This window comes from Pseudomonas fluorescens (assembly GCF_902497855.1).
GTDB classification, from domain to species: Bacteria; Pseudomonadota; Gammaproteobacteria; order Pseudomonadales; family Pseudomonadaceae; genus Aquipseudomonas; species Aquipseudomonas fluorescens_BI.
Map to the genome: position 1 here is coordinate 122946 of NZ_CABVHU010000012.1, position 25250 is coordinate 148195.

Here is a 25250-nt window from a genome sequence, read left to right on the forward strand (position 1 = left end):
ATGAAACCCCATGCCACGGCTTATAGCCAACGCCTGTTGCGCGGTCAGGCGCCCTCCTACGAACGCTTGCAGGCGCGCCTGGCCGAAGACGGCAGCGAATTGGGTGCGGCGCCGATCGCCGTGCATTGCGGCTGGGGCCGGTTGTTGATCGGCCACACCTTTGCCGACCCGGCAAGCCTCGCCCAGGAGTTGCTCAACGAACAGCCGGGCGAGCGCGACATTGCGCTCTACGTCGCGGCGCCCCAGCAAGTGCTGGGATTGGAGCCGGCACAACTGTTTCTCGACCCGTCCGACACCTTGCGTCTGTGGTTCAGCGATTATCGGCAGTCCACCCGGGTGTTTCGCGGTTTTCGCATTCGCCGGGCCCAGAGCGATGCGGACTGGGCGGCGATCAATCGGCTGTATCAGCTGCGCGGCATGCTGCCGATCGACCCGAGTCTGCTGACCCCCCGTCACCAGGGCGGACCGGTATTCTGGCTGGCCGAAGATGAGGACAGCGGCGCGATCATCGGCAGCGTCATGGGCCTTGATCATCACAAAGCGTTCAACGACCCGGAAAACGGCAGCAGCCTCTGGTGCCTGGCCGTCGACCCGCAATGTTCGCGACCGGGTGTCGGTGAAGTACTGGTGCGGCACTTGATCGAGCATTTCATGAGCCGCGGCTTGAGTTACCTGGACCTGTCAGTGCTGCACGACAACCGCCAGGCGAAAAGTCTTTACGCCAAGCTGGGTTTTCGCAACCTGTCGACCTTCGCCATCAAGCGCAAGAACAGCATCAATCAACCGCTGTTCCTTGGCCCGGGCCCCGAAGCCGAGTTCAATCCGTATGCGCGGATCATCGTCGAGGAAGCGCATCGGCGCGGCATCGACGTGCAGGTCGATGATGCCGAGGCCGGCCTGTTCACCCTGATCCATGGCAGCCGTCGGGTGCGTTGCCGTGAATCCTTGAGCGACCTGACCAGTGCCATCAGCATGACGCTGTGCCAGGACAAGAGCCTGACCCACAAGGCGTTGAAAAAGGCCGGCCTGAACCTGCCGGCGCAACAGCTGGCGGGTAACGCGGACGACAATCTGGCGTTTCTCGATGAGCACGAACGGGTGGTGGTCAAACCCCTGGACGGCGAGCAGGGTCAAGGGGTCGCGGTGGATTTGCGGACCATCGAAGAGGTCCAGCAAGCCATCGAGGCGGCCCGCCAGTTCGACAGCCGCGTGCTGCTGGAAAGCTTCCACGAAGGGCTCGACCTGCGGATCGTGGTGATCGGATTCGAAGTGGTCGCCGCCGCGATCCGCCGACCGGCGGAAGTGGTGGGTGACGGTCAGCATGCCATCGGTGCGCTGATCGAAGCCCAGAGTCGACGGCGCCAGGCGGCCACCAGTGGTGAAAGCAAAATCCCGCTGGACCATGAGACCGAGCGCACCCTGCAGGCCGCAGGCTACGACTACGAGAGCATTCTGCCGGCGGGCGAGCATCTGTTCGTACGGCGCACGGCGAATCTGCATACCGGCGGCATGCTTGAGGATGTCACGGCGATCCTGCATCCCACCCTGGTCGATGCGGCAGTGCGTGCGGCGCGGGCGCTGGATATTCCGATGGTCGGACTCGACCTGATGGTGCCCGCGGCCGATCAGCCGGAGTATGTGTTTATCGAAGCCAACGAGCGCGCCGGCCTGGCCAACCATGAGCCGCAGCCTACGGCGGAGCGGTTTGTGGATTTGTTGTTTCCCCATAGTCAGCCGGCGGCCTGACGCTCCCCCTCACGATCGTTCCCACGCTCTGCGTGGGAATGCCTCACCGGACGCTCCGCGTCCGCTTGTGGGACGCAGAGCGTCCCTGGCTGCATTCCCACGCGAAGCGTGGGAACGATCAGCGCTCAACTCATCAGGAGTTCCCATGACCAGCAAAATTCCCGAACCAGACCTCAACTACCTGCAAAAAGTCCTGCTGGAAATGCTCGCCATTCCCAGCCCGACCGGGTTCACCGACACCATCGTGCGCTACGTCGCCGAACGCCTTGAAGAGCTTGGCATCCCCTTTGAAATGACCCGGCGCGGGACCATCCGAGCCACGCTCAAGGGCAAGAGGAACAGCCCGGACCGGGCAGTGTCCGCGCACCTGGATACCATCGGCGCCGCGGTTCGCGCGATCAAGGACAACGGCCGCCTGACCCTGGCCCCGGTCGGTTGCTGGTCCAGCCGGTTTGCCGAGGGCAGCCGGGTCAGCCTGTTTACCGATAACGGGGTGATCCGCGGCAGCGTATTGCCGCTGATGGCTTCCGGGCACGCCTTCAATACCGCCGTGGATGAAATGCCGATCAGTTGGGATCACATCGAGTTGCGTCTGGACGCCTATTGCGCCACCCGTGCCGATTGCGACTCCCTGGGGATCAGCGTCGGCGATTTCGTCGCCTTCGACCCGTTGCCGGAGTTCACTGAAAGCGGGCACATCAGCGCCCGTCACCTCGACGACAAGGCCGGTGTTGCTGCACTGCTGGCAGCGCTGAAAGCCATCGTCGACAGCGGCGAAGAGCTGATGATCGACTGTCATCCGCTGTTCACCATCACCGAAGAAACCGGCAGCGGCGCGGCGGCGGCGCTGCCCTGGGATGTCAGCGAATTCGTCGGCATCGACATCGCGCCGGTCGCGCCGGGCCAGCATTCCAGCGAGCACGCCGTGAGCGTGGCGATGCAGGATTCCGGCGGGCCTTATGACTATCACCTGTCGCGCCACCTGCTGCGCCTGGCCAGTGACAATGAGTTGCCGGTGCGCCGCGACCTGTTCCGTTATTACTTCAGCGATGCGCACTCGGCAGTGACCGCCGGCCATGACATCCGCACCGCCCTGCTCGCCTTCGGCTGCGACGCCACCCACGGCTACGAACGCACCCACATCGACAGCCTCGCCGCGCTCAGTCGGTTGCTGGGTGCCTATATCCTCAGCCCGCCAGTGTTCGCCAGCGATGCCCAGCCTGCGAAGGGGTCGCTGGACAGGTTCAGTCACCAGATCGAACATGACACGCAGATGGAAAGCGATACCCGGGTGCCGTCGGTGGATAGCCTGGTGGGGCAGCGGTCGGAGAGCTGATTTTTGCCTTAAGACATTGGGTGCCTGATCTACCGCCTTAAGCGGTGGATCAGGCAACACATGAAGCCCAGGCTAGCCGCAATCGATCATTCGCCGTAGCATCCCGCCATTGTTTAGCCGAGGTGCCCATGCTGATCCCCCATGACCAACTTGAAGTCGACACCCTTACCCGCCTGATCGAGGATTTCGTCACCCGTGACGGTACCGACAACGGTGATGACACCCCGCTCGAAACCCGCGTGCTGCGTGTACGCCAGGCCTTGACCAAGGGGCAGGCACTGATTGTCTTCGACCCGGAAAGCGAGCAATGCCAGTTGATGCTCAAGCACGACGTGCCCAAGCATCTGTTCGACTGAGACCTTCAGCGCGCCTGTTTTTTCTTCTTCGGCAGTTTGAGCTGGATGCGTTCGTAGACCTCGGACCGGTGCACTTCGACGTTCTGCGGCGCTTCGACGCCGAAGCGCACCGTGCCGCCGTTGACCCCCACTATTCGCACGGAAATGTCGTCACCGATAGATATCAATTCGCCCACAACGCGACTGAGTACAAGCATGGTATTGGTCCTTCAGGATGAGGTGACCCTGAAGATGCCCGGCCCACGGCGGGTGTTCAATGCGACGGCGGTAAATCAGTCCTTCCCTACAACGCAAGCAGCAAGCCGGCGTAGGAAAGGCCTGACAAATCAGCGGCGCTGTAGGACTGATCTGTCAGGATGCGTAAAAGCGCGGCCCGAACAGGATGACACTCGCTCCGATCACGCACAGCGCCACGCCGACCCAGTCCGAACTCAACGGACGAATCCGCTCGACCACCGCCAGCCAACCAATCGACGCAATGATGTAGATGCCACCGTAAGCGGCATAGGCGCGACCGGCATAGGTCGCTTCGATACGGGTCAGCAGCAATGCAAACAGCGTCAGGCTGAGCAACGCCGGCACTATCCACCAGGCACTCTTGCCCTGGCGCAGCCACACCCAGAAGGCGAAGCAGCCGGCGATTTCAAACAGCGCGGCAAGGAAAAACCACAGGTAATTAAGCATGCAAACGTCTCGTGAGGATGGCCGGTTGCGGCCACCCTAGCGACGGTGATGCCCAGGGGCAAGTTCAGCCTGCGGTTTGCCTGGCCTTGGCGCGCATCTTGTCGGCCATGACCGTCATTTCGTCGTAGAGCAGTTGTGGGTTCTTCTGCTTGAGCGCCCAGGCCATGCGACCCTGCTCATGGGGCAGAATCATGAATTCACCGGCGCCGACCTGTTGATAGATGTAGTCGGCAATGTCGGCGGCGCTGATCGGCGAGCTTTCCAGCAACTTGCCAACCTGGGCCTTCATGGCCGGCGTCGGGCCCCGGAAGGAATCAAGCAGGTTGGTCTGGAAAAATGAAGGGCACACCACATGCACGCCGACTTCCTGCTGCGCCAGTTCGATCAGCAGGCTTTCGGACAAGGCCACCACGCCCGCCTTGGCGACGTTGTAGTTGCTCATGGCCGGGCCTTGCATCAGCGCGGCCATCGATGCGATGTTGATGATCTTGCCTTTGCTTTTTTCCAGCAGTGGCAGGAAGGCCTTGCAGCCCTTGACGACCCCCATCAGATTGATTGCTATCTGCCAGTCCCAGTCCTCCAGGGACAGCTCACTGAAGAACCCGCCCGAAGCAACGCCGGCGTTGTTGACGATGACATCGATGCCGCCCAGCTTCTCTTCGCAGGCTTGGGCGAAGGCAGTCAACTGGCTGTAATCGCGTACATCGCAACGCTGGATGAAACCGTCGCCGCCGGCTTCGCGAACCTGTTTCAGGGTTTCTTGCAGACCGGGCTCGCTGACATCCGACAAGGCCAGTTGCCAGCCTTCACGCGCCCAGCGCAGCGCGATTTCGCGACCTAAGCCTGAGCCTGCGCCAGTGATCATCATGCGATTTTGCATAGCAAACAGCCTTGTTGTTCCGGGGAAGATGTGTCGAGTGTAGCGAAGGACATTGCCCGACCCACACTCCATCAGATTGCTGAATGGCTCAGGCAAACCGTGGAAGTGCCCGCAACCCGATAATGGAGTAAAAACGAAATAAGCCTATCTTCGAAAAACATTAAAAAAACTTGGAATTTTCCTTCAAGTGCAACAGTCGGATTTGTTAAGCAGCCTGGTTTATAGCATCACGGCTGAGCGTTAAACGCCAGGTAGTTCCAGAACACTTCCAACAAGGAAATAAACATGGGCACAATTCTGATCATTATCCTGATCCTCCTGCTGGTAGGTGGTTTACCGGTCTTCCCGCACTCCAGAAGTTGGGGTTATGGGCCGTCGGGTATCATCGGCGTGGTGTTGGTGGTGCTGTTGATCCTGCTGTTGCTGGGCAAGATATAAAGGTTTAACAGACAAAAAAAAGAGGCCCTTTTCAGGGCCTCTTTTTTATTTCGCTTCGACTATTCCGTCCGGCTTGCCGTCGACCACACCGGCGGTGTTGTCGATCAGGCTCTTGGTTGCCGTTTGCAGGAACGCTTCGAGCTTGAGTTTCAGCTCCGCCGTTCGCGGCGCATCCGCAATGACCTCGGCGTGCGGCGTAGCACCGAATTCATAGCGGTACATCTTCGGCGCCATGTCCTTGTCCTTCGGCAGCACCAGAATCTGGTCGGCCGTGATAATGGCCGTGGTCTGCTCGCTGCCCGACGGCTTGATCACACCAAAACCGGTATCGCCTTCGGGAAGGTTGAGCAGGTCACGCCCCCAGCACTGATGGCGCACTTCGCCACCGATCCGGCCCATGATGGTCGGCACGATGTCGATCTGGGTGCCCACGGTGTGGTCACGCTGGCCGAATTTTTCCTGGATGCCCGGGGCGATGAACAGCATCGGCACGTTGAAGCGGCCCAGGTCCATTTCGGTGATCTGACGCTCGTTGCCAAACCCGTGGTCACCCACGACGACAAACAGCGTCTCCTTGAAATACGGCTCCTTGCGGGCCTTTTCAAAGAACTGGCCCAGCGCCCAGTCCGAGTAGCGCATGGCGGTCAAATGCTCGTTCAGGCTACCGCGATCGGTAACGCGCTCGACCGGCAAGGGACTCGGCAAGGCGTATGGCGTGTGGTTGGACAGGGTTTGCAGCAGTGCATAGAACGGCTTGCCGTTTTCCCGCGCCTTGAGCTCGACCAGACCACGGTCGAACATGTCCTGGTCGGACACACCCCAGGTCGGATCGGAGAACACCGGATTGACGAAGTCGTTACGACCAATGAAGTTGGTCATGCCCTGGTTGCTGAAGAAACCCGACTGGTTATCCCAGGCGAAGTCACCGTTGTAGACGTACACGTCGTCGTAGTCACGGGCGCTGAGCAATTGCGGCAGGCCGGACAACTTGTGGCTGCCCTCAGGCGTTTGCATCAGGTATTCGAAACCCGGCAGGTTCGGGAAGCAGGCCATGGTGGCGAACATACCCTGGTGGGTATGGGTGCCGTTGGAGAAGAAACGGTCGAACAGCAGGCCTTCCTTCGACAGCTTGTCGAGGTATGGCGTGATATTGCCTGGGGCACCCAACGCGCCCACTGAGTGACCGGCCATGCTTTCCATCAGGATCACGACGACGTTCTTGATCGGCAGGGTCTTGTCGGCCGGGGGCGTGTAATCGCGACGCACGGCGGCAGTCTCGGCATCCACCAGCTTGTCATCCGGCATCACCAGCAGGTCACGCACGATTTGCTGGGCCTGCGGCTGCGGCAGCGTGGCTTTCCAGATGTTGTCGCGGTCTTCGGACATCCGGCTCTTGGCCGCGGCGACCAGCGACAATGTACCGTTGAGACCCAGCTGGTTGGCGAAGTTGGAGTCGGTGGTGTAGACGTCACCCCAACGCATCGGCGGGCCCTGACGCAGGGTGCCACGGGCAGCGATTACGCAGACCAGCAGGCAGACCACGAACACCGCGATGCGAGAGTACCATGGGGCGATCTGGCGTGTGCTGACACTGCCGCCGCTGAATGGGCCGCGGGGACGGGTGGCCCGGTCGGCGCCCTTGAACGCCAGGGTCAGGATCACGGTGCCCACGACCCAGGCCAGCAGGTAGCGAACCACGGGAAAACCGTACCAGAGCATGCTGGCCACGGTTTTCGGGTCTTCCTTGATGTACTGGAAGACCAGGCCGTTGAGGCGCTGGTGGAACTCGCGGTAGAAGTCCATCTCCATCAGGCCGAGGAACAATGCAATGCTCGAGACGACGGTCAGCCAGAGACGGAAGAACCCGCGGGCAGCCATGGCCCGGGCACTGAACAGCGCCAGCACCAGCGGAACGCTGAAGTAGACCACCAGTCGCAGGTCGAAACGCAGACCGTTGGTGAACGCTTCGAAAAAGGTCGAGGCCGGCGTGTCGAGCATCATCTCGCGGTTGTAGACCAGCAGCGCGACGCGCAGCAGGGTGAACATGACCATCATGACCAGGGCACACAGCAGCGTGTAGGCCAGATGCGATTTGACGGTCGGTTGCAGCAGGCGACTAGAAGCTCGCTGCTGACTCAGGGCGTCCGGGTTTGCCATGTCGTTTTAGGACCCATTGGAAGTTGAAGTTTCAAAAATACAGCGGCGCCTTGCCCTCTGTTGGCCAGGTTCTCGGCCCCGGGGCTTGCGCGGTGCGCAAATGTTGCACGATCGTCCGCGGCATTGCCATTGATTACTGACCGGTATGCGCGGCGCGGGGCGAATTGTCTTGGAGGCTTTGTGAAAATTTTGTGCAACGTATATCTGGATACAAAATAGTGGCCGCTGCGCCTACAGGGGATCAGGCATGGCGCAACCTTGTAGGAGCCAGCTTGCTGGCGAAGGCGTCCTTTCAGACAACAATGATGTCGACTGGAAGGGCCTCTTCGCTGGCAAGCCAGCTCCTACAGGGGATCGAGGTACATCCGCAAGAGCAGGTCGGCGCTGTCAGGGCGCCTTCGCTGCGGTGCGGCAATCCGACAAGCCTGTTGCTACTTCTCGGCGCGTTCTTTCAGGGCTTTCAAGGTATTGAACGGTGCATCGACCACAAACTTGTTGGCCACCATCGACGGAATGCTGCCGCCCGGCTCTGTGTGCACCTGATAAATCACTTCGACCTGGTCGCCCTTGGGCACGAACTTCCAGAAACCGTCGACCTTGGTGACCCGCACAAAGCCTTTTTCTTCAGGAAGGTACTTTGGAACGCCTTCGAGTTTGCGGGTCAGGCTGCCATCGGCGCCCTCGACGGTGGTGACATGCATCACCGAGTCACGCGGGGTAACCGGCCAGGGCGTATTGAACTGGGTGTAGGTCCAGCTCTGATTGCCTTCGTGCTTGAGCAACTTCAGGCTCTTGCATTCATGAATCCAGGCGCAAGTGCCTGGCAGGTCTTCCTGCAATGCACGCAGTTTGGCAATGGTGGTCTTCATCAGGGTGACGCCCTGGTAAGCCTTGTAATCGGAGCCAGCCACTTCACTGAGAGAGATCTTGATCCCGTTTTCGTTCTTGGCGACTTTCCAGTCTTCGGCCTGGGCGACCGATGTAGCCAGCACAACCGTCAACCCACAGAGCACAGCCATACGATGCAGCGAACCCATAATCTTATTCCTTATTGTTGAAGTTCCGTTCGTTGACCCCATCACGCCGCCGTCATTTGCTCCCACCATCCCAGCAACTTGATCGCTTCCTCACTGCTGCTTCCGCACACTTCGACATCGGCTGCAAATGCCGAACACACGGCGGGACGTTCCGCCTTGCCGAAAATACTGCACAGGTTTTCTGAAGAGAGTTGAACGCAGCGTTCTCCCGCGGCCTTGCCATTGGGCATGCCGGGAATCGCTGAACTGATGGACGGGGCAATGCAACAGGCGCCACAGCCTTCACGGCATTTCATGACGACGAGCTCCTCGCGACGGGCGATGGGTTAAAGACGAGGCACAGGGTAACCGCTAAAACGGTCGTTTTAAATTACCTGGATCCGGTTTTTTCGCTCAAACGAACGTGACTGACCAGTCTCCGACAAAGTGTCTGGCCAACGGGTCACAGATGGCGGCAATTACCGTTTGAATTCGAATTCCAGCGCAGCGCCTTCGACTTCCCGGCGCTCTTCGTTACGCAGTTGCAACTGCATTTCGTTACTGATCAGCCTTCCGTTGAGCTGGAACGGTGAGCTGCCGGCCTTGTCGCCGAACATTTGCGGCAATACGGGGTCGCGCCGTGGCAAGGGTACCGAACCGATGGGTTTCAGTTCCTCGGCCATCTCCTCGGGCAGGCTCAAATCCAGGTGGGCCGAAGGAAGTTTGGTCTTCACCACTTCGCTGGCGGGTTTGGACTTGGCAGCAATTGGCGCGCGTTTTTTCACCTTGGCCGCTTTCTTTTTGACCGCTGCGGCTTTTTTGGTCGGTGCCGGTTGTTTCGAGGGGGCGTTGGCTGCCGGTTTTTCCTGGACGGGAGCTGCCATGATGCCTTCTGCCTGAACAGTCATCAGCAGGCATATCGAAAGCCACACGGCAGGGAAAATCGCTTTCATGGACCCAACGGCGCAAACGGCAGGAGTCATATGCTGGCCTGTTGCACGCAACAAGACAAGCACAGCCTGTCCCCCCGTCAAAAACCGCCGGCCATCTCCTGGCAGAGCTGGGTGGCGAGCATGCCCAGGGTCATCAATGCACGCTCGGCTTCCCGGTTCCAGGGGATGCCGCAGTTCAGCCGAATGCAGTGATTGAACTGTTCGGTGTTACTGAAAATCAGCCCTGGCGCGATGCTGATGCCCTGTTGCAAGGCGCGCACATGCAGTTCCTGAGTATTGACCCTTCCCGGCAAACTGACCCACAGAATGAAGCCGCCGGTCGGTCGGGTCATCTGCGTGCCTTCCGGAAAATGCTGTTGCACCGCCAACTGGAAGGCGCTGAGGTTCTTGCGGTACTCCTGGCGGATGTAGCGCAAATGCCGGTCGTAACCACCGTTCTCCAGATACGCGGCAATGCCCATCTGGGTGACGCTGCAGGCCGAATGGGTGCTGAAGGTCTGCAGGCGCTGGATTTCCTGCTGGTACTTGCCGGCGATCATCCAGCCGATCCGCACGCCCGGCGACAGGGTTTTGGAGAAGCTCGAGCAATAGATCACCCGATCCAGCCGGTCGTAGGCCTTGAGCGCTTTGGTGCGGCCCTGCTCGAACATCAGTTCGCCATAGATATCGTCCTCGACAACCTGGATATCGAAATCCGAGGCCAGTCGCAGCAGTTGCTTCTGGCGCTCTTCGGGCATGGTGCCGCCCAGCGGATTGCTCAGACGAGTGGTCAGCACCAGCGCCTTGATCGACCACTGGTTGGCCGCCAGTTGCAGGGCTTCGAGGCTCATGCCGGTCGCCGGATCGCTGGGAATCTCGATGACCTTGAGGCCCAGCAGGTCAGCCAGCTGCAGCAAACCGTAGTAGGTCGGCGACTCGGCGGCGATCAAGTCGCCCGGCCGGGTCAGGACGCGCAGGGACATCTGCAAGGCATCGACGCAGCCGTGGGTGATGACCACTTCCGAGGGATCGACCACCACGCCAGCATCGCGCATGCGAATCGCCACTTGGCGCCGCAAGGGTTCGAAGCCGGGGCTGAACATGTAGCTGAACGCCCGCGGACTATGGAAACGGGTGACTTTGGCCAATTGCTGGTGCAGCGCCCTTACCGGTAGATAATCGACGCTCGGTACCGCTGCGCCCAAGGGAAACACTCCCTCGCGGCGGGATTCGACCAGCACTTGTTGAATGATGCTGCTGCGGGTGACCAGGCCGGGACGCTCGACCCTGGCGATGTCCGGCGTCGGCGCGGTCAGCGCGGGGGTCTGGTGCACGTAGTAGCCAGATTGCGGCCGGGCACGGATCAGCCCCTGATCCTCGAGATTGGCGTAGGCCTGCAACACCGTCGCATGGCTGACGTTGAGCTGCGAGCTCATCTTGCGTACCGAAGGCACGCGCTCCCCCGGTTGATAGACACCCCGGCGGATGTCTTCGGCCAGTTGTTGAGCAATACGTTGGTAAAGCAAGAGATTGGTCATGACGCAGCACTCGATTTCACGGGCATTTTATTCTTGTGTGAAACAATACCGGAACAGTTTAGAAGTGTACGGGGACAGTTGCCACAATAGTCGACAGTACAGTGCAGTGTCAGCAAAATCTGTACTGCTTTATTGGCATGGCGCGAACGATTGTCAGGCGCAAAAAAACCCGGCACTGGCAGGCAGACCGGGTTGTGGGCACTGTGCAGGTGCTGGTGTAGGAGCTGGCTTGTCGGATCGCCGCACCGCAGCGAAGGCGGCCTTGAGCCTTGAAGCGCTCATGCGGACGCCTTCGCCAGCAAGCGGGCTCCTACCGGATTACTGATTAGCGGGTAGCGCCAAGCTGGCCATTTTCATCGGAGAACACAATTTCCACCCGACGGTTCTGCGCGCGCCCCCGTTCCGAGGCATTTGCGTCCACCGGGTATTCGTCGCCGTAGCCTTCGACCTGGATGCGCTTGTCGTCAATTCCCAGGTCCATCAGTACGTTCGCCACCGATTGCGCACGGTCGCGGGACAGCTTGAGGTTTTCCTGCTTGCCGCCGGTACTGTCGGCGTAGCCTTCGATGCGCACGACGCGCTTGGGGTTGAGCTGCAGGAACTGCACGATCTTCAACACCACGCGGTTGGCCGAACTTTTCAACTCCGCTTCGCCGGTATCGAACAGCACGTCGCCCAGGGTCATCACCAAGCCACGGTCGGTCTGGGTGGTGGCCAGCGCGAGAATCTGCTCTTCAAGCCACTTGCCCTGCTGTTGCACGCTGAGCAATTTGGATTCGCGCAGGGCCAGTTGCAGACGCTGACGCTCCAGTTCGAGCTTCGCCGCGCGCTCTTCGTTGAGCACCTGGTTGGTGTGCTCACGGGCGATTTCGCTGTAGCGCTGGCTCAGATAAGCGTAATGCTGCACGTCGGATCCGCTGCCCCAGTAACTGGACAGGCGATCGGCGCGGGCCAGGGACTCACCGGCGCGGATCACGTCCTTGGGCGCGATCCGCAGTACGTTGGAGTCTTCCTTGACCTTCTGGAAATCCACGCCCGCCTGCTGCAACGCGGCCTCGCTGTGCTGACCGGCACAACCCTGAAGGCCGGCGCAGGCTATCAGGAGCAAACCGCCGAGTACTTTGCTATCGAGGCTCATTGGGCATCTCCCAGTTGCTTGCGCAAGCGGGTGATACGGGTATTGAGCACGTTCAACTGTTCTTCACTCTTGCGGGTCAGGACCCGGGCTTCGGCCAGGCGCGCGTCCAGCTCGGCCTGTTCGGCCCGCATGCGCGCATGTCGATAGGACTGATCGGCCATGTCGCCCTGGGCACGGTTGAATTTTTCTTCGGCCAGTTTCAACTCAGGCACGTCGTCGGCGGTGGCACCCACGGCTTTTGCTTGTACAAGCGCCTGTTCGGTCAGGCGTATTTGTTCATTCGGCGCCGGATCGGCTGCACAACCCGCCAGAGCCAGAACGGCCAGGGCAGCGAAAAGAGGTCGAATACTCACTAAAAATCCCTACTGTTTTGGGGTACTGGCGGGTCGTTGCTGCTGCAGCTTCCAGCGCTCGACATTGCGCTGCAATGCGGCTTGCGCCAGTCCGGACGCGAGCAATTCTGTCATCTTTTTAGCCAGCTGTCCGCGTAACCACGGATCGTTGCAGGCGGAGTTATGGGAGACCGCGAGGAACAGACCGGGTTTGTCGACGGGCCGGGCGCGCGCGACCAGGTCGTTGACCATGCTTAATGCCTGTACGGCGGCCATGCCCGAGTAGCGGCCGGCGAGGACAAATTCCACCTCGCCCAACAGCAATTTCTGAAAGCTCTGGGTCAGGTTGGCCGTGCGCGCGAGGGTCAAATGCTGTTCGGCGAAGGTGCCGAATGCCGGGGTCAAGCGCGCCTTTTCCGACAAGGCGCCGGGATGACCGTGAAGGTCCTGCACTTCGTTATAGACCAGTGCCGAGTCCTTTCGGGTCCAGACCAGATAGTCGTTTTCCAGCAACGGCGGATGAATGTAATCCAGGGATTCAAGCCCGCTGACCGTCAACGGCGCATCGGCCAGCATGTCCATGCGCCCGCTGCGCACTTCGTCCAGGGCCTGGGCGCGTTTGCCGGCGTACAGCAGGTCGACCTTGATCCCCAACTCCCCCGCCACCTGCTGCAACAGATCGGCACTGGCGCCGATCAGGTGTTTGGGGTGCTGCGGGTCTTGCCACAGGTAAGGGGGCGCGTCCGGGCTGCCGGTGACTACCAGGCGTTCGCACTTGCCCGCGGCAACCGTCAGCGTCGGCAACAACGCCAATCCCAGCAAGCTCCATACAAGACGCAGATTCATGGCAACACACTCCACTTGGTTGCACGAACTGTAGGAGCAAGCTTGCTCGCGATGGTCTTTAACGATGACGCGTTCATTCTGCATAAACGCGGCGCACTCGAATCCATCGCGAGCAAGCTCGCTCCTACAGAAGCACTAAAGATCGTTCCCACGCTCGGCGTGGGAATGCATCCCGTGACGCTCCGCGTCACAGCTTCAACAGCGGACGCAGAGCGTCCATGGCGGCGTTCCCACGCAGAGCGTGGGAACGATCATAAAAAGCAAAAAAAAGCCCGACCAAAAGGTCGGGCTCTTTATAAGTGAAGCCGCTGGATTAAACCAGCTTCTCCAGCTCAGGGATCGCTTCGAACAGATCCGCCACCAGGCCATAATCGGCCACCTGGAAGATCGGCGCTTCTTCGTCCTTGTTGATCGCAACGATCACTTTGGAGTCTTTCATGCCGGCCAGGTGCTGGATCGCGCCGGAGATACCGACCGCGATGTACAGCTGTGGAGCAACGATCTTGCCGGTCTGACCGACCTGCATGTCGTTGGGTACGAAACCTGCGTCGACCGCAGCGCGGGAAGCGCCGACGGCAGCGCCCAGCTTGTCGGCCAGGGCGTACAGGTGTTTGAAGTTGTCGCCGTTCTGCATGCCGCGACCGCCCGAAACGACGATCTTGGCAGCGGTCAGTTCCGGACGATCGGACTTGGCCAGTTCTTCGCCAACGAAGCTGGAAATGCCAGCGTCGTGGGCAGCCGCAACGGCTTCAACCGATGCCGAACCACCTTCAGCAGCCACCGGGTCGAAACCGGTAGCACGCACGGTGATGACTTTCACTGCAGCGTTGGACTGAACGGTAGCAATGGCGTTACCGGCGTAGATCGGGCGCTTGAAGGTATCGGCGCTTTCTACCGAGATGATCTCGGAGATCTGGTCAACGTCCAGCTGGGCGGCAACGCGCGGCAGGATGTTTTTGCCGTTGGAGGTCGCGGCAGCCAGGATGTGGCTGTAGCCAGCGCCCAGCTCTGCTACCAGAGGAGCGACGTTTTCCGGCAACTGGTGAGCGTAGGCGGCGTTGTCGGCCACCAGCACTTTTGCTACGCCGGCGATTTTCGCAGCGGCTTCAGCCACCGCGCCAACGCCTTGGCCTGCAACCAGTACGTGCACGTCGCCGCCGATTTTGACAGCAGCGGCCACGGTGTTCAGCGTGGCTGGGGCCACTACTTTGTTGTCGTGTTCAGCGATTACCAAGATAGTCATGATTAGATTACCTTCGCTTCGTTTTTCAGTTTCTCGACCAGTTCAGCCACCGACTTGACCTTGATACCCGCGCTGCGTGCAGCTGGCGCTTCGACTTTCACGGTCTTGTTGGTGGAGGCGGTGGAAACGCCCAAAGCGTCCGGAGTCAGCACTTCGAGAGGCTTCTTCTTGGCTTTCATGATGTTTGGCAGGGACGCGTAACGCGGCTCGTTCAAACGCAGATCGGTGGTGACGATGGCCGGCAGTTTCAGGGAAACCGTCTGCGCGCCGCCGTCGACTTCGCGAGTCACGGCAACCGTGTCGCCGCTGATCTCGACTTTCGATGCGAACGTGCCCTGACCATAGCCGCTCAATGCTGCGAGCATCTGGCCAGTCTGGTTGTTGTCGCTGTCGATGGCTTGCTTGCCAAGGATCACCAGCTGCGGCTGTTCCTTGTCGACAACAGCTTTCAACAACTTGGCAACGGCCAGGGAAGTCAGATCTTCGGCGGATTCGACGAGGATGGCGCGATCGGCACCCAGAGCCAGCGCGGTGCGCAGTTGCTCTTGAGCGGTGGTCGGGCCGATGGAGACGACGACGATTTCAGTCGCAACGCCTTTTTCTTTCAGGCGTACGGCTTCTTCCACTGCGATTTCGCAGAACGGGTTCATCGACATCTTGACGTTGGCGAGGTCGACGCCGGAATTGTCCGCCTTGACGCGAACTTTCACGTTGTAATCCACAACGCGTTTGACAGCTACAAGAACCTTCATGGATTCCTCGTTACTCTCCGGTGAAAAGAAAGTCGCCTAGGCGAACCTGGCGGTTTGATGCTCATCGGCGCAAGGGCACCTCTAAAAACGCTGGCAGGTGTAATCGGGTGAACCTTGCTCACGAGGTGGATGACCGTTGATCAGTGGTGACTGACGAGTCATTCATTAACGCGGCGTGTAAACTGCGCCCCTGGAGTCGCAACGCTTCACCTTGCACGGCCATCGCCCTGTCTTTAGAGGTGCTCTTGAAACCAATAGTCAGCCTACGGCGAGCGCAAAACCGCCCGTATATTGACCGGAACACCTATTCCGGTCAATACGCCAAATGGGCCATTCATAAGCCGCGTGGCTGTGATTTCTCTGGCTTTGCGCCGATTCAAACAAACGTTTGTATTGGACGCTGAGAGTGGTGTAGATATAATGCGCCACCTTAGAGAGAAAGGTGGGTTATCGATTGTCCTTTTCCTGCATCGAGCAGGCATTCATGGATGCGACACCAAACCTCCAATTAGAAAAAAAACTGTTGAGCCTTGAGTAGGAGATAACCTGTGGAACGCGAATACATGGAATTCGACGTCGTCATCGTCGGTGCCGGCCCCGCGGGTCTTTCCGCCGCCTGCCGCTTGAAGCAGAAGGCTGCTGAAGCCGGTAAGGACATCAGCGTCTGCGTGGTCGAAAAAGGCTCCGAAGTCGGCGCACACATTCTTTCCGGCGCGATCTTCGAACCCCGCGCCCTGAACGAATTGTTCCCGGACTGGAAAGCACTCGGCGCACCGCTGAACACCCCGGTGGCCCGCGATGACATCTTCGTGCTCAAGAACGCCGACAGCGCGCAGAAAATCCCTGACTTCTTTGTGCCCAAGACCATGCACAACGAAGGCAACTACATCATCTCCCTGGGCAACCTGTGCCGCTGGCTGGCCCAGCAGGCCGAGAACCTGGGCGTGGAAATCTACCCCGGTTTCGCCGCGCAGGAAGCATTGTTCGATGAGAACGGCGTGGTGCGCGGGATCATCACCGGCGACCTGGGCGTCGACCGCGAAGGTCACCCGAAAGAAGGCCTGTACACCCCGGGCATGGAACTGCGCGGCAAGTACACGCTGTTCGCCGAAGGTTGCCGTGGCCACATCGGCAAGCAACTGATCAAGCGCTTCAACCTCGACAGCGAGGCCGACGCCCAGCACTACGGCATCGGCCTGAAAGAGATCTGGGAAGTCGATCCGGCCAAGCATCAGCCAGGCCTGGTGGTCCACACCGCCGGTTGGCCGCTGGACATCATGGGCACCGAGAACACCGGCGGCTCCTTCCTCTATCACCTGGAAAACAACCAGGTGGTGGTCGGCCTGATCGTCGACCTGTCCTACAGCAACACCTTCCTGTCGCCCTTCGACGAATTCCAGCGTCTCAAGCATCACCCGGTGCTCAAGCAGTACCTGGAAGGCGGCAAGCGCATCAGCTACGGCGCCCGCGCCATCAGCAAGGGCGGCCTGAACTCGCTGCCGAAAATGGTGTTCAAAGGCGGCGCATTGATCGGTTGCGACCTCGGCACCCTGAACTTCGCCAAGATCAAAGGCAGCCACACTGCGATGAAGTCCGGCATGCTCGCCGCTGAATCCGTGGCTGACGCACTGTTTGCTGAAAAAGACGGCACCGAAGAGCTGACCACCTACGTTGACGCCTTCAAGAACAGTTGGCTGCACGAAGAACTGTTCGCCAGCCGCAACTTCGGCCCGGCGATCCACAAGTTCGGCGCGATCGTCGGCGGTGGCTTCAACTGGCTCGACCAGAACATCTTCGGCGGCAAACTGCCGTTCACCCTGCACGACACCAAGCCCGACTACGCGTGCCTGAAACTGGCGGCCGACTGCAAGAAGATCGACTACCCGAAACCGGACGGCAAGCTCAGCTTCGACAAATTGAGCTCAGTGTTCATCTCCGGCACCAACCATGAAGAAGAACAGCCCTGCCACCTGAAGCTGACCGATCCGAGCATCCCGATCGCCAAGAACCTGCCGCTGTACGATGAGCCTGCCCAGCGTTACTGCCCGGCCGGCGTGTATGAAGTGGTGACCAAAGAAGACGGCGAGAAGCGCTTCCAGATCAACGCCCAGAACTGCGTGCACTGCAAGACCTGCGACATCAAGGACCCCGCACAGAACATCACCTGGGTGGCGCCGGAAGGCTCCGGCGGACCGACTTATCCGAACATGTAAGTCGTATCGTTGAACAATAAAGGCTCCCGGAACGGGGGCCTTTTTGTTGCCTGCAATCCATGCCACACCACAAAACCCTTGTAGGAGCCGGCTTGCCGGCGAAGGCGGTGTGTCAGACACATGGATGCTGGCTGATACACCGCCTTCGCCGGCAAGCCGGCTCCTACAGGGGATTTACGGTGGGTCAGACGCATGGAATGCAGGCTGATACACCGCATTCGCCGGCAAGCCGGCTCCTACAGGGGGATTTGCGGTGGGTAGGAGGGATCTTCGGTGGATCAGGCCGCGCGTTCGTCGCCGGGATTGCGCTCGAAGTAGCGCTTGTACTCACGACTGAACTGCGACGTGCTCTGATACCCCACCCGATGCGCCACCTGCGCCACGCCCAACCCCTCGCCCAGTAACAACTGCTGGGCCCTGAGCAAACGCAAACGCTTCAAATACTGCACCGGTGACAACAAGGTGCTGCGCTTGAAATGCTCGTGAAAGGTCGACGCGCTCATGTTCGCGCAACCGGCCAGGGTTTCGACGTTCAACGGCTCGGTGTAATGGGCGTGCAGATGACTGAGCGACGCCGCGATCCGGGCGAACTGCCCCTGCTGCTCGACCAGCGCCCGCAACACATCGGCTTGCGGCCCGCGCAAGGCGACGAACAACAACTCGCGCAATCGGGCCTGTCCCATCACCTGGCATTCCAGCGGATCGTGCAGGCAACGCAACAGCCGCTCGACACACCCGCGCATCGCATCGTCGAGCACCGCCGAGGTCATGGACTCCGGCGTCTGCGCCGCAATCGTGCGTCCCGCCACCAACCCCATGGCCAATACCAATTCGCCAAGCAACACCCGGTCGATCGCGATGGAAACGCCCAGCATCGGGCCATCTGGCGCCGAAAATGTCTCGCACTCGAACGGCACCGGCAAGGCCTGGATCAGATAATGCCCGGCGCCGTACTCCAGCGTACGCGGCCCCAGATACGCCAGTTTGCTGCCCTGGGCGATGATGACCAGGCTCGGCTCGTAGATCTGCGGACCACGGGCCACATCACAACTGGCGCGCAGAACCTGAACACCCGGCAATGGGGTGGGCGCGAAACCATCGCGAGTGGTCAGCGGCTGGATCAATGAAACCAGGGTGGCGTTGGCATCGAGATGACGGGTCAACAGCATGGGCAGCTCTTCACGGAAAAAGTCACGGAAATCGGGATGAAAGCATCATCGCAGGTCTGATGGCCAATGGGACTCAGCCGCAGCACTTGCCGGAGGATCAGGCATGACACCCGGAGGAATCGCCATGGCCGGTGGCAGGCCCGGCGCTCAAAATGCGCCGCCTCACCTGTCACCGCTTTTGCGAGGTTCCTCATGTACACCGCCATCGGCTATGCCGCCCAATCGGCCACCACTCCCCTCGCCCCCGTGAAATTCGAGCGCCGCAGCCCTCGGGCCGACGACGTTGCCATCGATATTCTCTACTGTGGCGTCTGCCATTCCGACATCCACCAGGCACGCAACGAGTGGGGTATTGCCGTTTATCCGCTGATGCCCGGCCACGAGATCGTCGGCAAAGTGACCGCCATCGGTGCGAACGTCACCCGACACAAGGTCGGCGACCTGGTCGGCGTCGGCTGCATGGTCGATTCCTGCCGCAGCTGCGAAGCCTGCCAGTCGAATCTCGAGCAATACTGCCTCGAAGGTCCGACCATGACCTATGCCACCCCGGACCGGATCGATGGCAGCAACACCATGGGCGGCTATTCCGACAGCATCGTGGTCAGCGAACACTTCGTCGTGCGCATCCCGGCAACACTCGACCCGGCCAGCGCCGCGCCGATCCTCTGCGCGGGCATCACCACCTACTCGCCGCTCAAGCACTACGGGGTGAAGGCTGGCGACAAGGTCGGCATTCTCGGCATGGGCGGCCTCGGCCACATGGGCATCAAGTTCGCCAAGGCCATGGGCGCCGAAGTGACGCTGTTCACCCGCTCGGCGAGCAAGGGCGAAGAAGCTCGCCGCCAGGGCGCGGACCACGTGATCGTGTCCACCGATACCGAACAGATGCAGGCCGCGGCCGGTCATTTCGACTTCCTGCTGGACACCATTCCGGTGCAGCACGACCTCAATCCCTACCTCGACACCCTGCGTTTCGACGGCGTGCACATTCTGGTGGGCTTGATCGAACCGGTCGAGCCGCCGGTGCATGCGGGCAAACTGGTGATGAGCCGTCGCGTCTTGGCCGGCTCGCTGATCGGTGGCATTGCCCAAACCCAGGAAGTGCTGGATTTCTGCGCCGAGCACAGCATCACGTGCGACATCGAAATGCTCGACATCCGCCAGATCAACGAGGCTTACAGCCGCATGATCGCCGGTGATGTGAAGTACCGCTTCGTGATCGACATGGCGACATTGAAGATCTAAACCTTCAGGCCTAACTCCGCCGATAGCCGGGCTGTAACCCCTTTGATCAGGGGGATCAGCTCGGCCATTTTTTCCAGCGGCATATAGGGCACGGTACTGGCGATACTGATCCCGGCAACGATGCGCTTGCTGGCATCGCGGATCGGTGCCGCCACACAGCGAATCGACGGTTCGTTGTCTTCCAGGTCGAAGGCGTAGCCGCCCGCGACATACTCGAGCATGCGCTGCTGAAACTGCGCCCAGGACTGCTCGGGGTGCTGCGGCCAGAACTGATTTTTCCCACCTGCCGGCAGGCTGACTTCGTACAGCCGCTGCCATTCTTCCTGCGTATCATCCAGCATCAGCGCCTTGCCGATCCCGGTACGCGCCAACGGCATGCGATGCCCCACCCGCGAACGCATTTCCGGGCCGTTGCGCCCCGGATTCTTGTGCAGATAGAGCACCTCGTCGCCTTCACGAATCGCCAGGTGAATAGTGTCGCCGGTCAATGCCGACAGCTCATCCAGGTACGGCCCGGCCAGGGTCACCAAGGGCAGTTCTTCGCGCGCCTGGAAACCCAGTTCGATCAGCTTGGGCCCCAACAGATAGCCGATTTGCGGCACCACCCGCAGGTAACGCTCGTCCACCAGACAGCTGGCCAGACGATGGGTGGTGCTGCGCGTAGTGCCGATGAGCCGAGCGATTTCCTTGAGATCGCGGGCGCCACTGGCCACCGCCTGGACCACCCCCAGGCCACGAAGCAGTGTCTGGGTGCCGGTCGGCGCGGCGTCCTTGGCGATTTTCGGGGCGTCTTCCTGCATATCCAGCCTTTACCGTTGAGCGAGTGAACGGGCGGCATTATGGTCGCCCGACGGCTGCAACTACAACTTGATACGCTCGACCTTGCCCACCAGCAAGATGTAGGAAAGCGCGCCAATCAATGCCAGCACCGAGATATAGGTAATCGCCGGAGCGAACGAATCACCGGTGGCGAGGAAACCGATGACGATGGGCGTGGTGATGGCCGACAGGTTGCCGATAAAGTTGAACACCCCGCCGGTCAGCCCCAGCAAACGCGCCGGGGCCAGGGTCGACACCAGAGACCAGGTGATCGAGGCCAGCCCGTTACCGAAAAACGCCAGCGCGAGGAAGGCAATCACCAGCGGTGTCGACTCGACGAAGTTGGCGCCGATGATCGAGGTGGAAATCAGCAGGCCGCCGATGATCGGCAACTTGCGGGCAAAACCCACCGTGTAGCCGCGCCGGATCAACCAGTCGGAGAAGAACCCCGAACACAACACGCCGACGAAGGCGGCGAGAAACGGTAACGACGCCAACAGGCCGGACTTGATGAAGTCCATGCCGCGATATTTCACCAGGTAGGTCGGGAACCACGTCAGAAAAAACCACAGCGTCGAGTTGAGGCAGAACTGGCCGAGGTAGATGCCCCAGAGCTTGCGCTTGCTCAGGACGATGCCGAGGTCGATCCAGCTGAATTTCGCCTTGGCTTTCGCCGTCTCGGCCTGGATATCCACCAGCCCGCCGCCCTCGCGGATCAGCTCGATTTCAGCCTCGTTGGCGCCCTTGAAATCCCGTGGTTCGCGATACACCGCGTACCAGATCACCGCCCAGAGAATGCCCACCGCACCGGTGCTGACAAACACCATGTGCCAGCCGTATCGGTGCTGCAACCAGGCCAGTACCGGGGTGAGGAAGGCCAGGCCGACAAACTGCCCGGAGGTATAGAAACCGATGGCGGTGGCGCGCTCGCGTTCGGGGAACCAGGTGGTGACCACTCGGCTGTTGATCGGATAAGCAGGCGCTTCCAGCGCACCGACCGCCATGCGCAAGACGAACAGCGCGATGAAGCTGGCAGCGAAGCCGAGCATTACCGTGGCGATGGACCACAGCAGCAGCGCGACGCTGTAGAGAATCCGCGGCGGGACGCGATCCACCAGCCAGCCGCCGGGGATCTGCATGGCGGCGTAGGTCCAGCCGAACGCAGAGAAGATCAGCCCGACATGGATCGGATCGATCCCCAGTTCGCTGGTGAGTGCCGGGGCGGCAATCGACAGGTTGCTGCGGTCCAGGTAGTTGATCACCACGGTGATGAACAGCAGGACCATGATGAAAAAACGCTTGCGACTGGGCGTCACCAACGACGCCTGCCCGGTGAGGGTTTGCGGTTGCATGGGGGGTGCCTCTTTTTATGTTTGTTGAGGTCGTAGTCAATGATCGTTCCCACGCTCTGCGTGGGAATTAATCCCGTGACGCTCTGCGTCACAGCTTCAACAGCAGACGCGGAGCGTCCATGGCGGCGTTCCCACGCAGAGCGTGGGAACGATCACCGTACGGGCATCACCACTCGGCAAAACTGCCATCGGCATGGCGCCAGATCGGGTTGCGCCAGCGGTGGCCGACCGCCGCGCGTTCGATCACGTATTCCTCGTTGATCTCGATCCCCAGGCCCGGGCCGTTGGGGATCTTGACGAACCCTTTGTCGTAGTCGAACACCCGCGGATCCTTGACGTAATCCAGCAGGTCGTTGCTCTCGTTATAGTGGATGCCCAGGCTCTGTTCCTGGATGAACGCGTTGTAGCAAACCGCGTCCAGTTGCAGGCATGCCGCCAACGCAATCGGGCCCAGCGGGCAATGCAGCGCCAGCGCCACGTCGTAGGCTTCGGCCATGTTGGCGATCTTGCGGGTTTCGGTAATGCCGCCGGCGTGGGAGGCATCGGGCTGGATGATGTCGACGTAGCCTTCGCTGAGCACGCGCTTGAAATCCCAGCGCGAGAACAGCCGCTCACCCAGGGCAATCGGCGTACTGGTCAGCGGCGCCAGTTCCTTCAGCGCCTCGTAGTTTTCGCTGAGCACCGGCTCTTCGATGAACATCAGTTTGTACGGATCGAGCTCCTTCATCAGCACCTTGGCCATGGGCTTGTGCACCCGGCCATGGAAGTCGACGCCGATGCCGACGTTCGGGCCCACCGCGTCGCGCACGGCGGCGACGTTGGCCAGGGCCAGGTCGACCTTCTCGAAGGAATCGAGGAATTGCAGCTCTTCGGTGCCGTTCATTTTCACCGCGGTGAAACCACGTTCGACCGCTTCTTTCGCCGCGCGCGCGGTGTCCGCCGGACGGTCGCCGCCGATCCATGAATAAACGCGGATCTTGTCGCGCACCTGGCCGCCCAGCAAATCACTGACCGACACCCCCAGGGCTTTACCCTTGATGTCCCACAACGCCTGGTCGATACCGGCCAGCGCGCTCATGTGGATCGCGCCGCCACGGTAGAAGCCGCCGCGGTAGAGCACGGTCCAGATATCTTCGATGTTGCGTGGGTCTTTGCCGATCAGGTAGTCGGACAATTCTTCGACGGCAGCAGCGACCGTATGGGCGCGGCCTTCGACCACAGGCTCGCCCCAACCGGTGACGCCCTGGTCGGTCTCGACCTTGAGGAAGCACCAGCGCGGCGGAACGATGAAGGTGGTGAGTTTGGTGATTTTCATGTTGTCTCTCTTATTGGATGCAGCGCTCGCAGCGCCAGACAGTCTTAGCGAAGGGCTTTCCAGGCCGCGACATAGGCCTTGGCATTCACCGCCACGTCCTCAGGCGTCATGCCCGGTTTGAACAACCCGGAACCGAGGCCAAAGCCTTTGACACCCGCGTCGATAAACACCTGCATGTTGTCCGGAGTGATACCGCCGACCGGCGCCAGAATCGTTCCGGCAGGCAGTACGGCGAGCCAGGCTTTGACGACGGCGGGCCCCATCTGCTCGGCCGGGAACATCTTCAGCACGTCCGCCCCTTCGGCCAATGCGGCAAAGGCTTCGGTCGGCGTCGCCACACCCGGCGACAGGAACAACCCCGCCGCCTTCGCCGCGCGCAACACCTTGGGATCGCTGTGGGGCATGACGATCACCTGGCCGCCCGCCGCCTTCACTTGCCCGACCTGCTCCGGCGTCAGCACCGTGCCCGCGCCGATCAGGCAATCGGCAGGCAAGGTGCTGCGCAGGATGCGGATGCTGTCGTACGGTTCAGGGGAATTGAGCGGCACTTCGATCACGCGAAATCCGGCGGCATAAAGGACTTCGCCGATGGCGGCCGCCTCCTGTGGACGCAGGCCTCGCAGGATCGCGATCAGACCGTTTTGCGCCAGTGCTTGTTTAAGCATGTCAGACCTCCAGTCAGGTTTAACGGGATGGGTTTGCGGTGATCAGTCCGGCGGCACGCGCCAACTGCCACAACCCGCGTTCGGTGGCCTGCTCGGCCAGGGCCACCCGGGCGAAACCACAGGCGTCGAGCGCCCGGCTATAGCGGGTACACAGTTGGGCGTTGCCGATGAGGATGATCGAGGGCAGCTCCACACTGTTGCGGCGCCGGCGCTGCACGCTGGCCAAGGCCGCCAACTCATGGCCGATCAGCAGGCCGGAAAGGTAATCCGGTTGCGCGCCAGCGCTCAGCTCGCCGGTCAGCCCAAGGCTGCGGGCACTGAACAAGGTCGACAGCGGACCGATCTCGCCATCCACCGACAAGGCCACTTGCACCCCGCGATCGAAGGCGGCGCCATCGAAAGGCGCACCGCGTTGCTGGGTGCGTCCGAGAATGCTGTGTTCGCTGAGCACGGCGAAGATTTCACCGGTCATGAAGGTATCGAAATGCACGATGCAGCCGTCGGCGACTTGCACCCATTTCGAATGACTGCCCGGCAGGCCGATCAATAGATCGTCGCCGCCATCCAATGGCAGGTTTTGCAGCACGCCCAGCACCTGGGTTTCTTCGCCGCGCATCACATTGGGTAAAGGTGAGCGCTGGATAACGCCCGGCACGATGTGCACGTCGACTCCGCGAGTACTGCGCAGGGTATGCAGGGAGGAGCCGAGACTGGCGACGTTTGCCGGGGTATCGCGATAGGCCGCTTCGCGCCAGCCCTGTGCGCTGCCGACCATGCCACAGGCAATCACCGGCACATCGGGCTGCGCGTCGAGCCAGTCACCGCAGGCCTCATCGAAGGCCAGTTCAAACCCATCGGTGCATTCCCGGCCGGCGACGATTCGTGGCGTTGTGGGCAGCTGCATGATGCCCGACGACAGCGAGCGCTGTTCGAGCACTTGGCCATCCTGGCCCAGTTTGTAAGCACGTAATGAGGTTGTCCCCCAATCGAGCGCGATCAATTGCGCCAGCATCGATTCACCTGTTTTGTTTTTTGGCAGTGAGTGAGCTGGACTATAAACCCGGACAGGAAGAAATCT

At 60.7% G+C, this 25250-nt stretch carries 26 protein-coding genes; 7 read left to right on the top strand and 19 right to left on the bottom strand.

What is annotated here, in order from left to right:
- From ngg to F8N96_RS22970, 3 genes are all read left to right on the top strand, one after another.
- The gene (gene ngg / locus F8N96_RS22960) at positions 1-1746 is read left to right on the top strand and encodes an N-acetylglutaminylglutamine synthetase (RefSeq protein WP_150799757.1); all 1746 of its coding nucleotides are present in this window, start codon (positions 1-3) and stop codon (positions 1744-1746) included.
- 145 nt (positions 1747-1891) lie between these two features.
- The gene (locus tag F8N96_RS22965; protein ID WP_150799758.1) at positions 1892-3082 is read left to right on the top strand and encodes an osmoprotectant NAGGN system M42 family peptidase; all 1191 of its coding nucleotides are present in this window, start codon (positions 1892-1894) and stop codon (positions 3080-3082) included.
- Between the two features lie 128 nt (positions 3083-3210).
- Entirely contained in the window at positions 3211-3438 is a 228-nt protein-coding gene (locus F8N96_RS22970) for a YheU family protein (protein ID WP_003199186.1), read from the top strand.
- A gap of 5 nt (positions 3439-3443) precedes the next feature.
- On the opposite strand, the gene csrA is transcribed toward F8N96_RS22970, so the two are convergent.
- The 3 genes from csrA to F8N96_RS22985 form a co-directional block, all read right to left on the bottom strand.
- A complete protein-coding gene (csrA, locus tag F8N96_RS22975) occupies positions 3444-3635 on the bottom strand; it encodes a carbon storage regulator CsrA (RefSeq protein ID WP_150799759.1) in 192 nt (63 codons plus the stop codon).
- A 154-nt stretch (positions 3636-3789) separates the two neighbouring features.
- The gene (locus tag F8N96_RS22980) at positions 3790-4122 is read right to left on the bottom strand and encodes a YnfA family protein (RefSeq protein ID WP_150799760.1); all 333 of its coding nucleotides are present in this window, start codon (positions 4120-4122) and stop codon (positions 3790-3792) included.
- A 64-nt stretch (positions 4123-4186) separates the two neighbouring features.
- Positions 4187-5002 (bottom strand): SDR family oxidoreductase, encoded by an 816-nt coding sequence (locus tag F8N96_RS22985; protein ID WP_150799761.1) that lies wholly within the window; start codon positions 5000-5002, stop codon positions 4187-4189.
- 279 nt (positions 5003-5281) lie between these two features.
- Between F8N96_RS22985 and F8N96_RS22990 the strand changes: the two genes are divergently transcribed.
- A complete protein-coding gene (locus F8N96_RS22990; protein WP_178084746.1) occupies positions 5282-5440 on the top strand; it encodes a DUF3309 family protein in 159 nt (52 codons plus the stop codon).
- 45 nt (positions 5441-5485) lie between these two features.
- On the opposite strand, the gene F8N96_RS22995 is transcribed toward F8N96_RS22990, so the two are convergent.
- From F8N96_RS22995 to F8N96_RS23030, 8 genes are all read right to left on the bottom strand, one after another.
- Entirely contained in the window at positions 5486-7597 is a 2112-nt protein-coding gene (locus F8N96_RS22995; RefSeq protein WP_150799762.1) for an LTA synthase family protein, read from the bottom strand.
- A gap of 431 nt (positions 7598-8028) precedes the next feature.
- Positions 8029-8634, bottom strand: a complete 606-nt coding sequence (locus tag F8N96_RS23000; protein WP_150799763.1) for an START domain-containing protein — start codon at positions 8632-8634, stop codon at positions 8029-8031.
- A 41-nt stretch (positions 8635-8675) separates the two neighbouring features.
- Positions 8676-8930: a YkgJ family cysteine cluster protein gene (locus F8N96_RS23005; RefSeq protein WP_150799764.1), complete on the bottom strand. Its 255-nt coding sequence runs from the start codon at positions 8928-8930 to the stop codon at positions 8676-8678.
- A gap of 162 nt (positions 8931-9092) precedes the next feature.
- Positions 9093-9566 carry a translation initiation factor 2 gene (locus tag F8N96_RS23010; protein ID WP_150799765.1) on the bottom strand — a complete coding sequence of 158 codons (474 nt, stop codon included), beginning with the start codon at positions 9564-9566 and terminating at the stop codon, positions 9093-9095.
- A gap of 77 nt (positions 9567-9643) precedes the next feature.
- Positions 9644-11083, bottom strand: coding sequence for a PLP-dependent aminotransferase family protein (locus tag F8N96_RS23015; protein WP_064676444.1), 1440 nt, complete (start codon positions 11081-11083; stop codon positions 9644-9646).
- Positions 11084-11408: 325 nt separating this feature from the next.
- Positions 11409-12221, bottom strand: a complete 813-nt coding sequence (locus F8N96_RS23020; RefSeq protein ID WP_150799766.1) for an OmpA family protein — start codon at positions 12219-12221, stop codon at positions 11409-11411.
- On the bottom strand, positions 12218-12574 hold the full coding sequence (locus tag F8N96_RS23025; RefSeq protein ID WP_150799767.1) for a DUF4398 domain-containing protein: 357 nt from the start codon (positions 12572-12574) through the stop codon (positions 12218-12220). Before F8N96_RS23025 ends, F8N96_RS23020 begins: the two co-directional genes overlap by 4 nt.
- Positions 12575-12583: 9 nt before the next feature.
- Entirely contained in the window at positions 12584-13399 is an 816-nt protein-coding gene (locus F8N96_RS23030) for a substrate-binding periplasmic protein (RefSeq protein ID WP_150799768.1), read from the bottom strand.
- Between the two features lie 51 nt (positions 13400-13450).
- Between F8N96_RS23030 and F8N96_RS23035 the strand changes: the two genes are divergently transcribed.
- Positions 13451-13702 (top strand): hypothetical protein, encoded by a 252-nt coding sequence (locus tag F8N96_RS23035; protein ID WP_224794122.1) that lies wholly within the window; start codon positions 13451-13453, stop codon positions 13700-13702.
- Positions 13703-13712: 10 nt separating this feature from the next.
- On the opposite strand, the gene F8N96_RS23040 is transcribed toward F8N96_RS23035, so the two are convergent.
- Positions 13713-14642 carry an electron transfer flavoprotein subunit alpha/FixB family protein gene (locus F8N96_RS23040; protein WP_150799769.1) on the bottom strand — a complete coding sequence of 310 codons (930 nt, stop codon included), beginning with the start codon at positions 14640-14642 and terminating at the stop codon, positions 13713-13715.
- A 2-nt stretch (positions 14643-14644) separates the two neighbouring features.
- The gene (locus F8N96_RS23045; RefSeq protein ID WP_150799770.1) at positions 14645-15394 is read right to left on the bottom strand and encodes an electron transfer flavoprotein subunit beta/FixA family protein; all 750 of its coding nucleotides are present in this window, start codon (positions 15392-15394) and stop codon (positions 14645-14647) included.
- 548 nt (positions 15395-15942) lie between these two features.
- Between F8N96_RS23045 and F8N96_RS23050 the strand changes: the two genes are divergently transcribed.
- Positions 15943-17607 (top strand): electron transfer flavoprotein-ubiquinone oxidoreductase, encoded by a 1665-nt coding sequence (locus F8N96_RS23050; RefSeq protein WP_150799771.1) that lies wholly within the window; start codon positions 15943-15945, stop codon positions 17605-17607.
- A 278-nt stretch (positions 17608-17885) separates the two neighbouring features.
- Here the strand turns inward: F8N96_RS23050 and F8N96_RS23055 are convergent, their stop codons facing one another.
- Positions 17886-18776, bottom strand: coding sequence for an AraC family transcriptional regulator (locus F8N96_RS23055; protein WP_150799772.1), 891 nt, complete (start codon positions 18774-18776; stop codon positions 17886-17888).
- A gap of 192 nt (positions 18777-18968) precedes the next feature.
- Here F8N96_RS23055 and F8N96_RS23060 point away from each other — a divergent pair, with 192 nt between their 5' ends.
- Positions 18969-20021: an NAD(P)-dependent alcohol dehydrogenase gene (locus F8N96_RS23060; RefSeq protein ID WP_150799773.1), complete on the top strand. Its 1053-nt coding sequence runs from the start codon at positions 18969-18971 to the stop codon at positions 20019-20021.
- Here the strand turns inward: F8N96_RS23060 and F8N96_RS23065 are convergent.
- The 5 genes from F8N96_RS23065 to F8N96_RS23090 all read right to left on the bottom strand — a co-directional run bounded on the left by F8N96_RS23065 (position 20018) and on the right by F8N96_RS23090 (position 25184).
- Positions 20018-20821 (bottom strand): IclR family transcriptional regulator, encoded by an 804-nt coding sequence (locus tag F8N96_RS23065; protein ID WP_150799774.1) that lies wholly within the window; start codon positions 20819-20821, stop codon positions 20018-20020. The genes F8N96_RS23060 and F8N96_RS23065 overlap by 4 nt on opposite strands.
- Before the next feature lie 60 nt (positions 20822-20881).
- Positions 20882-22192 (bottom strand): MFS transporter, encoded by a 1311-nt coding sequence (locus F8N96_RS23070; RefSeq protein WP_150799775.1) that lies wholly within the window; start codon positions 22190-22192, stop codon positions 20882-20884.
- 166 nt (positions 22193-22358) lie between these two features.
- Positions 22359-23507 (bottom strand): galactonate dehydratase, encoded by a 1149-nt coding sequence (dgoD, locus tag F8N96_RS23080; protein ID WP_150765671.1) that lies wholly within the window; start codon positions 23505-23507, stop codon positions 22359-22361.
- A gap of 44 nt (positions 23508-23551) precedes the next feature.
- Positions 23552-24172, bottom strand: coding sequence for a 2-dehydro-3-deoxy-6-phosphogalactonate aldolase (locus F8N96_RS23085; RefSeq protein WP_150765672.1), 621 nt, complete (start codon positions 24170-24172; stop codon positions 23552-23554).
- 19 nt (positions 24173-24191) lie between these two features.
- Positions 24192-25184, bottom strand: coding sequence for a 2-dehydro-3-deoxygalactonokinase (locus F8N96_RS23090; protein ID WP_150799777.1), 993 nt, complete (start codon positions 25182-25184; stop codon positions 24192-24194).
- Between the last annotated feature and the right edge of the window lie 66 nt (positions 25185-25250).

Excerpts from the sequence above, each read along its gene's own strand:
- F8N96_RS23040 (WP_150799769.1), bottom strand. The coding sequence starts at position 14,642 with ATGACTATCTTGGTAATCGCTGAACACGACAACAAAGTAGTGGCCCCA.
- F8N96_RS23085 (WP_150765672.1), bottom strand. The coding sequence starts at position 24,172 with ATGCTTAAACAAGCACTGGCGCAAAACGGTCTGATCGCGATCCTGCGA.
- F8N96_RS22995 (WP_150799762.1), bottom strand. The coding sequence starts at position 7,597 with ATGGCAAACCCGGACGCCCTGAGTCAGCAGCGAGCTTCTAGTCGCCTG.
- F8N96_RS23090 (WP_150799777.1), bottom strand. The coding sequence starts at position 25,184 with ATGCTGGCGCAATTGATCGCGCTCGATTGGGGGACAACCTCATTACGT.
- F8N96_RS23010 (WP_150799765.1), bottom strand. The coding sequence starts at position 9,566 with ATGAAAGCGATTTTCCCTGCCGTGTGGCTTTCGATATGCCTGCTGATG.
- F8N96_RS22980 (WP_150799760.1), bottom strand. The coding sequence starts at position 4,122 with ATGCTTAATTACCTGTGGTTTTTCCTTGCCGCGCTGTTTGAAATCGCC.
- F8N96_RS23005 (WP_150799764.1), bottom strand. The coding sequence starts at position 8,930 with ATGAAATGCCGTGAAGGCTGTGGCGCCTGTTGCATTGCCCCGTCCATC.
- F8N96_RS22970 (WP_003199186.1), top strand. The coding sequence starts at position 3,211 with ATGCTGATCCCCCATGACCAACTTGAAGTCGACACCCTTACCCGCCTG.
- F8N96_RS22965 (WP_150799758.1), top strand. The coding sequence starts at position 1,892 with ATGACCAGCAAAATTCCCGAACCAGACCTCAACTACCTGCAAAAAGTC.
- dgoD (WP_150765671.1), bottom strand. The coding sequence starts at position 23,507 with ATGAAAATCACCAAACTCACCACCTTCATCGTTCCGCCGCGCTGGTGC.
- ngg (WP_150799757.1), top strand. The coding sequence starts at position 1 with ATGAAACCCCATGCCACGGCTTATAGCCAACGCCTGTTGCGCGGTCAG.
- F8N96_RS23035 (WP_224794122.1), top strand. The coding sequence starts at position 13,451 with ATGGTCTTTAACGATGACGCGTTCATTCTGCATAAACGCGGCGCACTC.
- F8N96_RS23030 (WP_150799768.1), bottom strand. The coding sequence starts at position 13,399 with ATGAATCTGCGTCTTGTATGGAGCTTGCTGGGATTGGCGTTGTTGCCG.
- F8N96_RS23045 (WP_150799770.1), bottom strand. The coding sequence starts at position 15,394 with ATGAAGGTTCTTGTAGCTGTCAAACGCGTTGTGGATTACAACGTGAAA.
- F8N96_RS23000 (WP_150799763.1), bottom strand. The coding sequence starts at position 8,634 with ATGGGTTCGCTGCATCGTATGGCTGTGCTCTGTGGGTTGACGGTTGTG.
- csrA (WP_150799759.1), bottom strand. The coding sequence starts at position 3,635 with ATGCTTGTACTCAGTCGCGTTGTGGGCGAATTGATATCTATCGGTGAC.
- F8N96_RS23020 (WP_150799766.1), bottom strand. The coding sequence starts at position 12,221 with ATGAGCCTCGATAGCAAAGTACTCGGCGGTTTGCTCCTGATAGCCTGC.
- F8N96_RS23060 (WP_150799773.1), top strand. The coding sequence starts at position 18,969 with ATGTACACCGCCATCGGCTATGCCGCCCAATCGGCCACCACTCCCCTC.
- F8N96_RS23070 (WP_150799775.1), bottom strand. The coding sequence starts at position 22,192 with ATGCAACCGCAAACCCTCACCGGGCAGGCGTCGTTGGTGACGCCCAGT.
- F8N96_RS23015 (WP_064676444.1), bottom strand. The coding sequence starts at position 11,083 with ATGACCAATCTCTTGCTTTACCAACGTATTGCTCAACAACTGGCCGAA.
- F8N96_RS23065 (WP_150799774.1), bottom strand. The coding sequence starts at position 20,821 with ATGCAGGAAGACGCCCCGAAAATCGCCAAGGACGCCGCGCCGACCGGC.
- F8N96_RS23055 (WP_150799772.1), bottom strand. The coding sequence starts at position 18,776 with ATGCTGTTGACCCGTCATCTCGATGCCAACGCCACCCTGGTTTCATTG.
- F8N96_RS22985 (WP_150799761.1), bottom strand. The coding sequence starts at position 5,002 with ATGCAAAATCGCATGATGATCACTGGCGCAGGCTCAGGCTTAGGTCGC.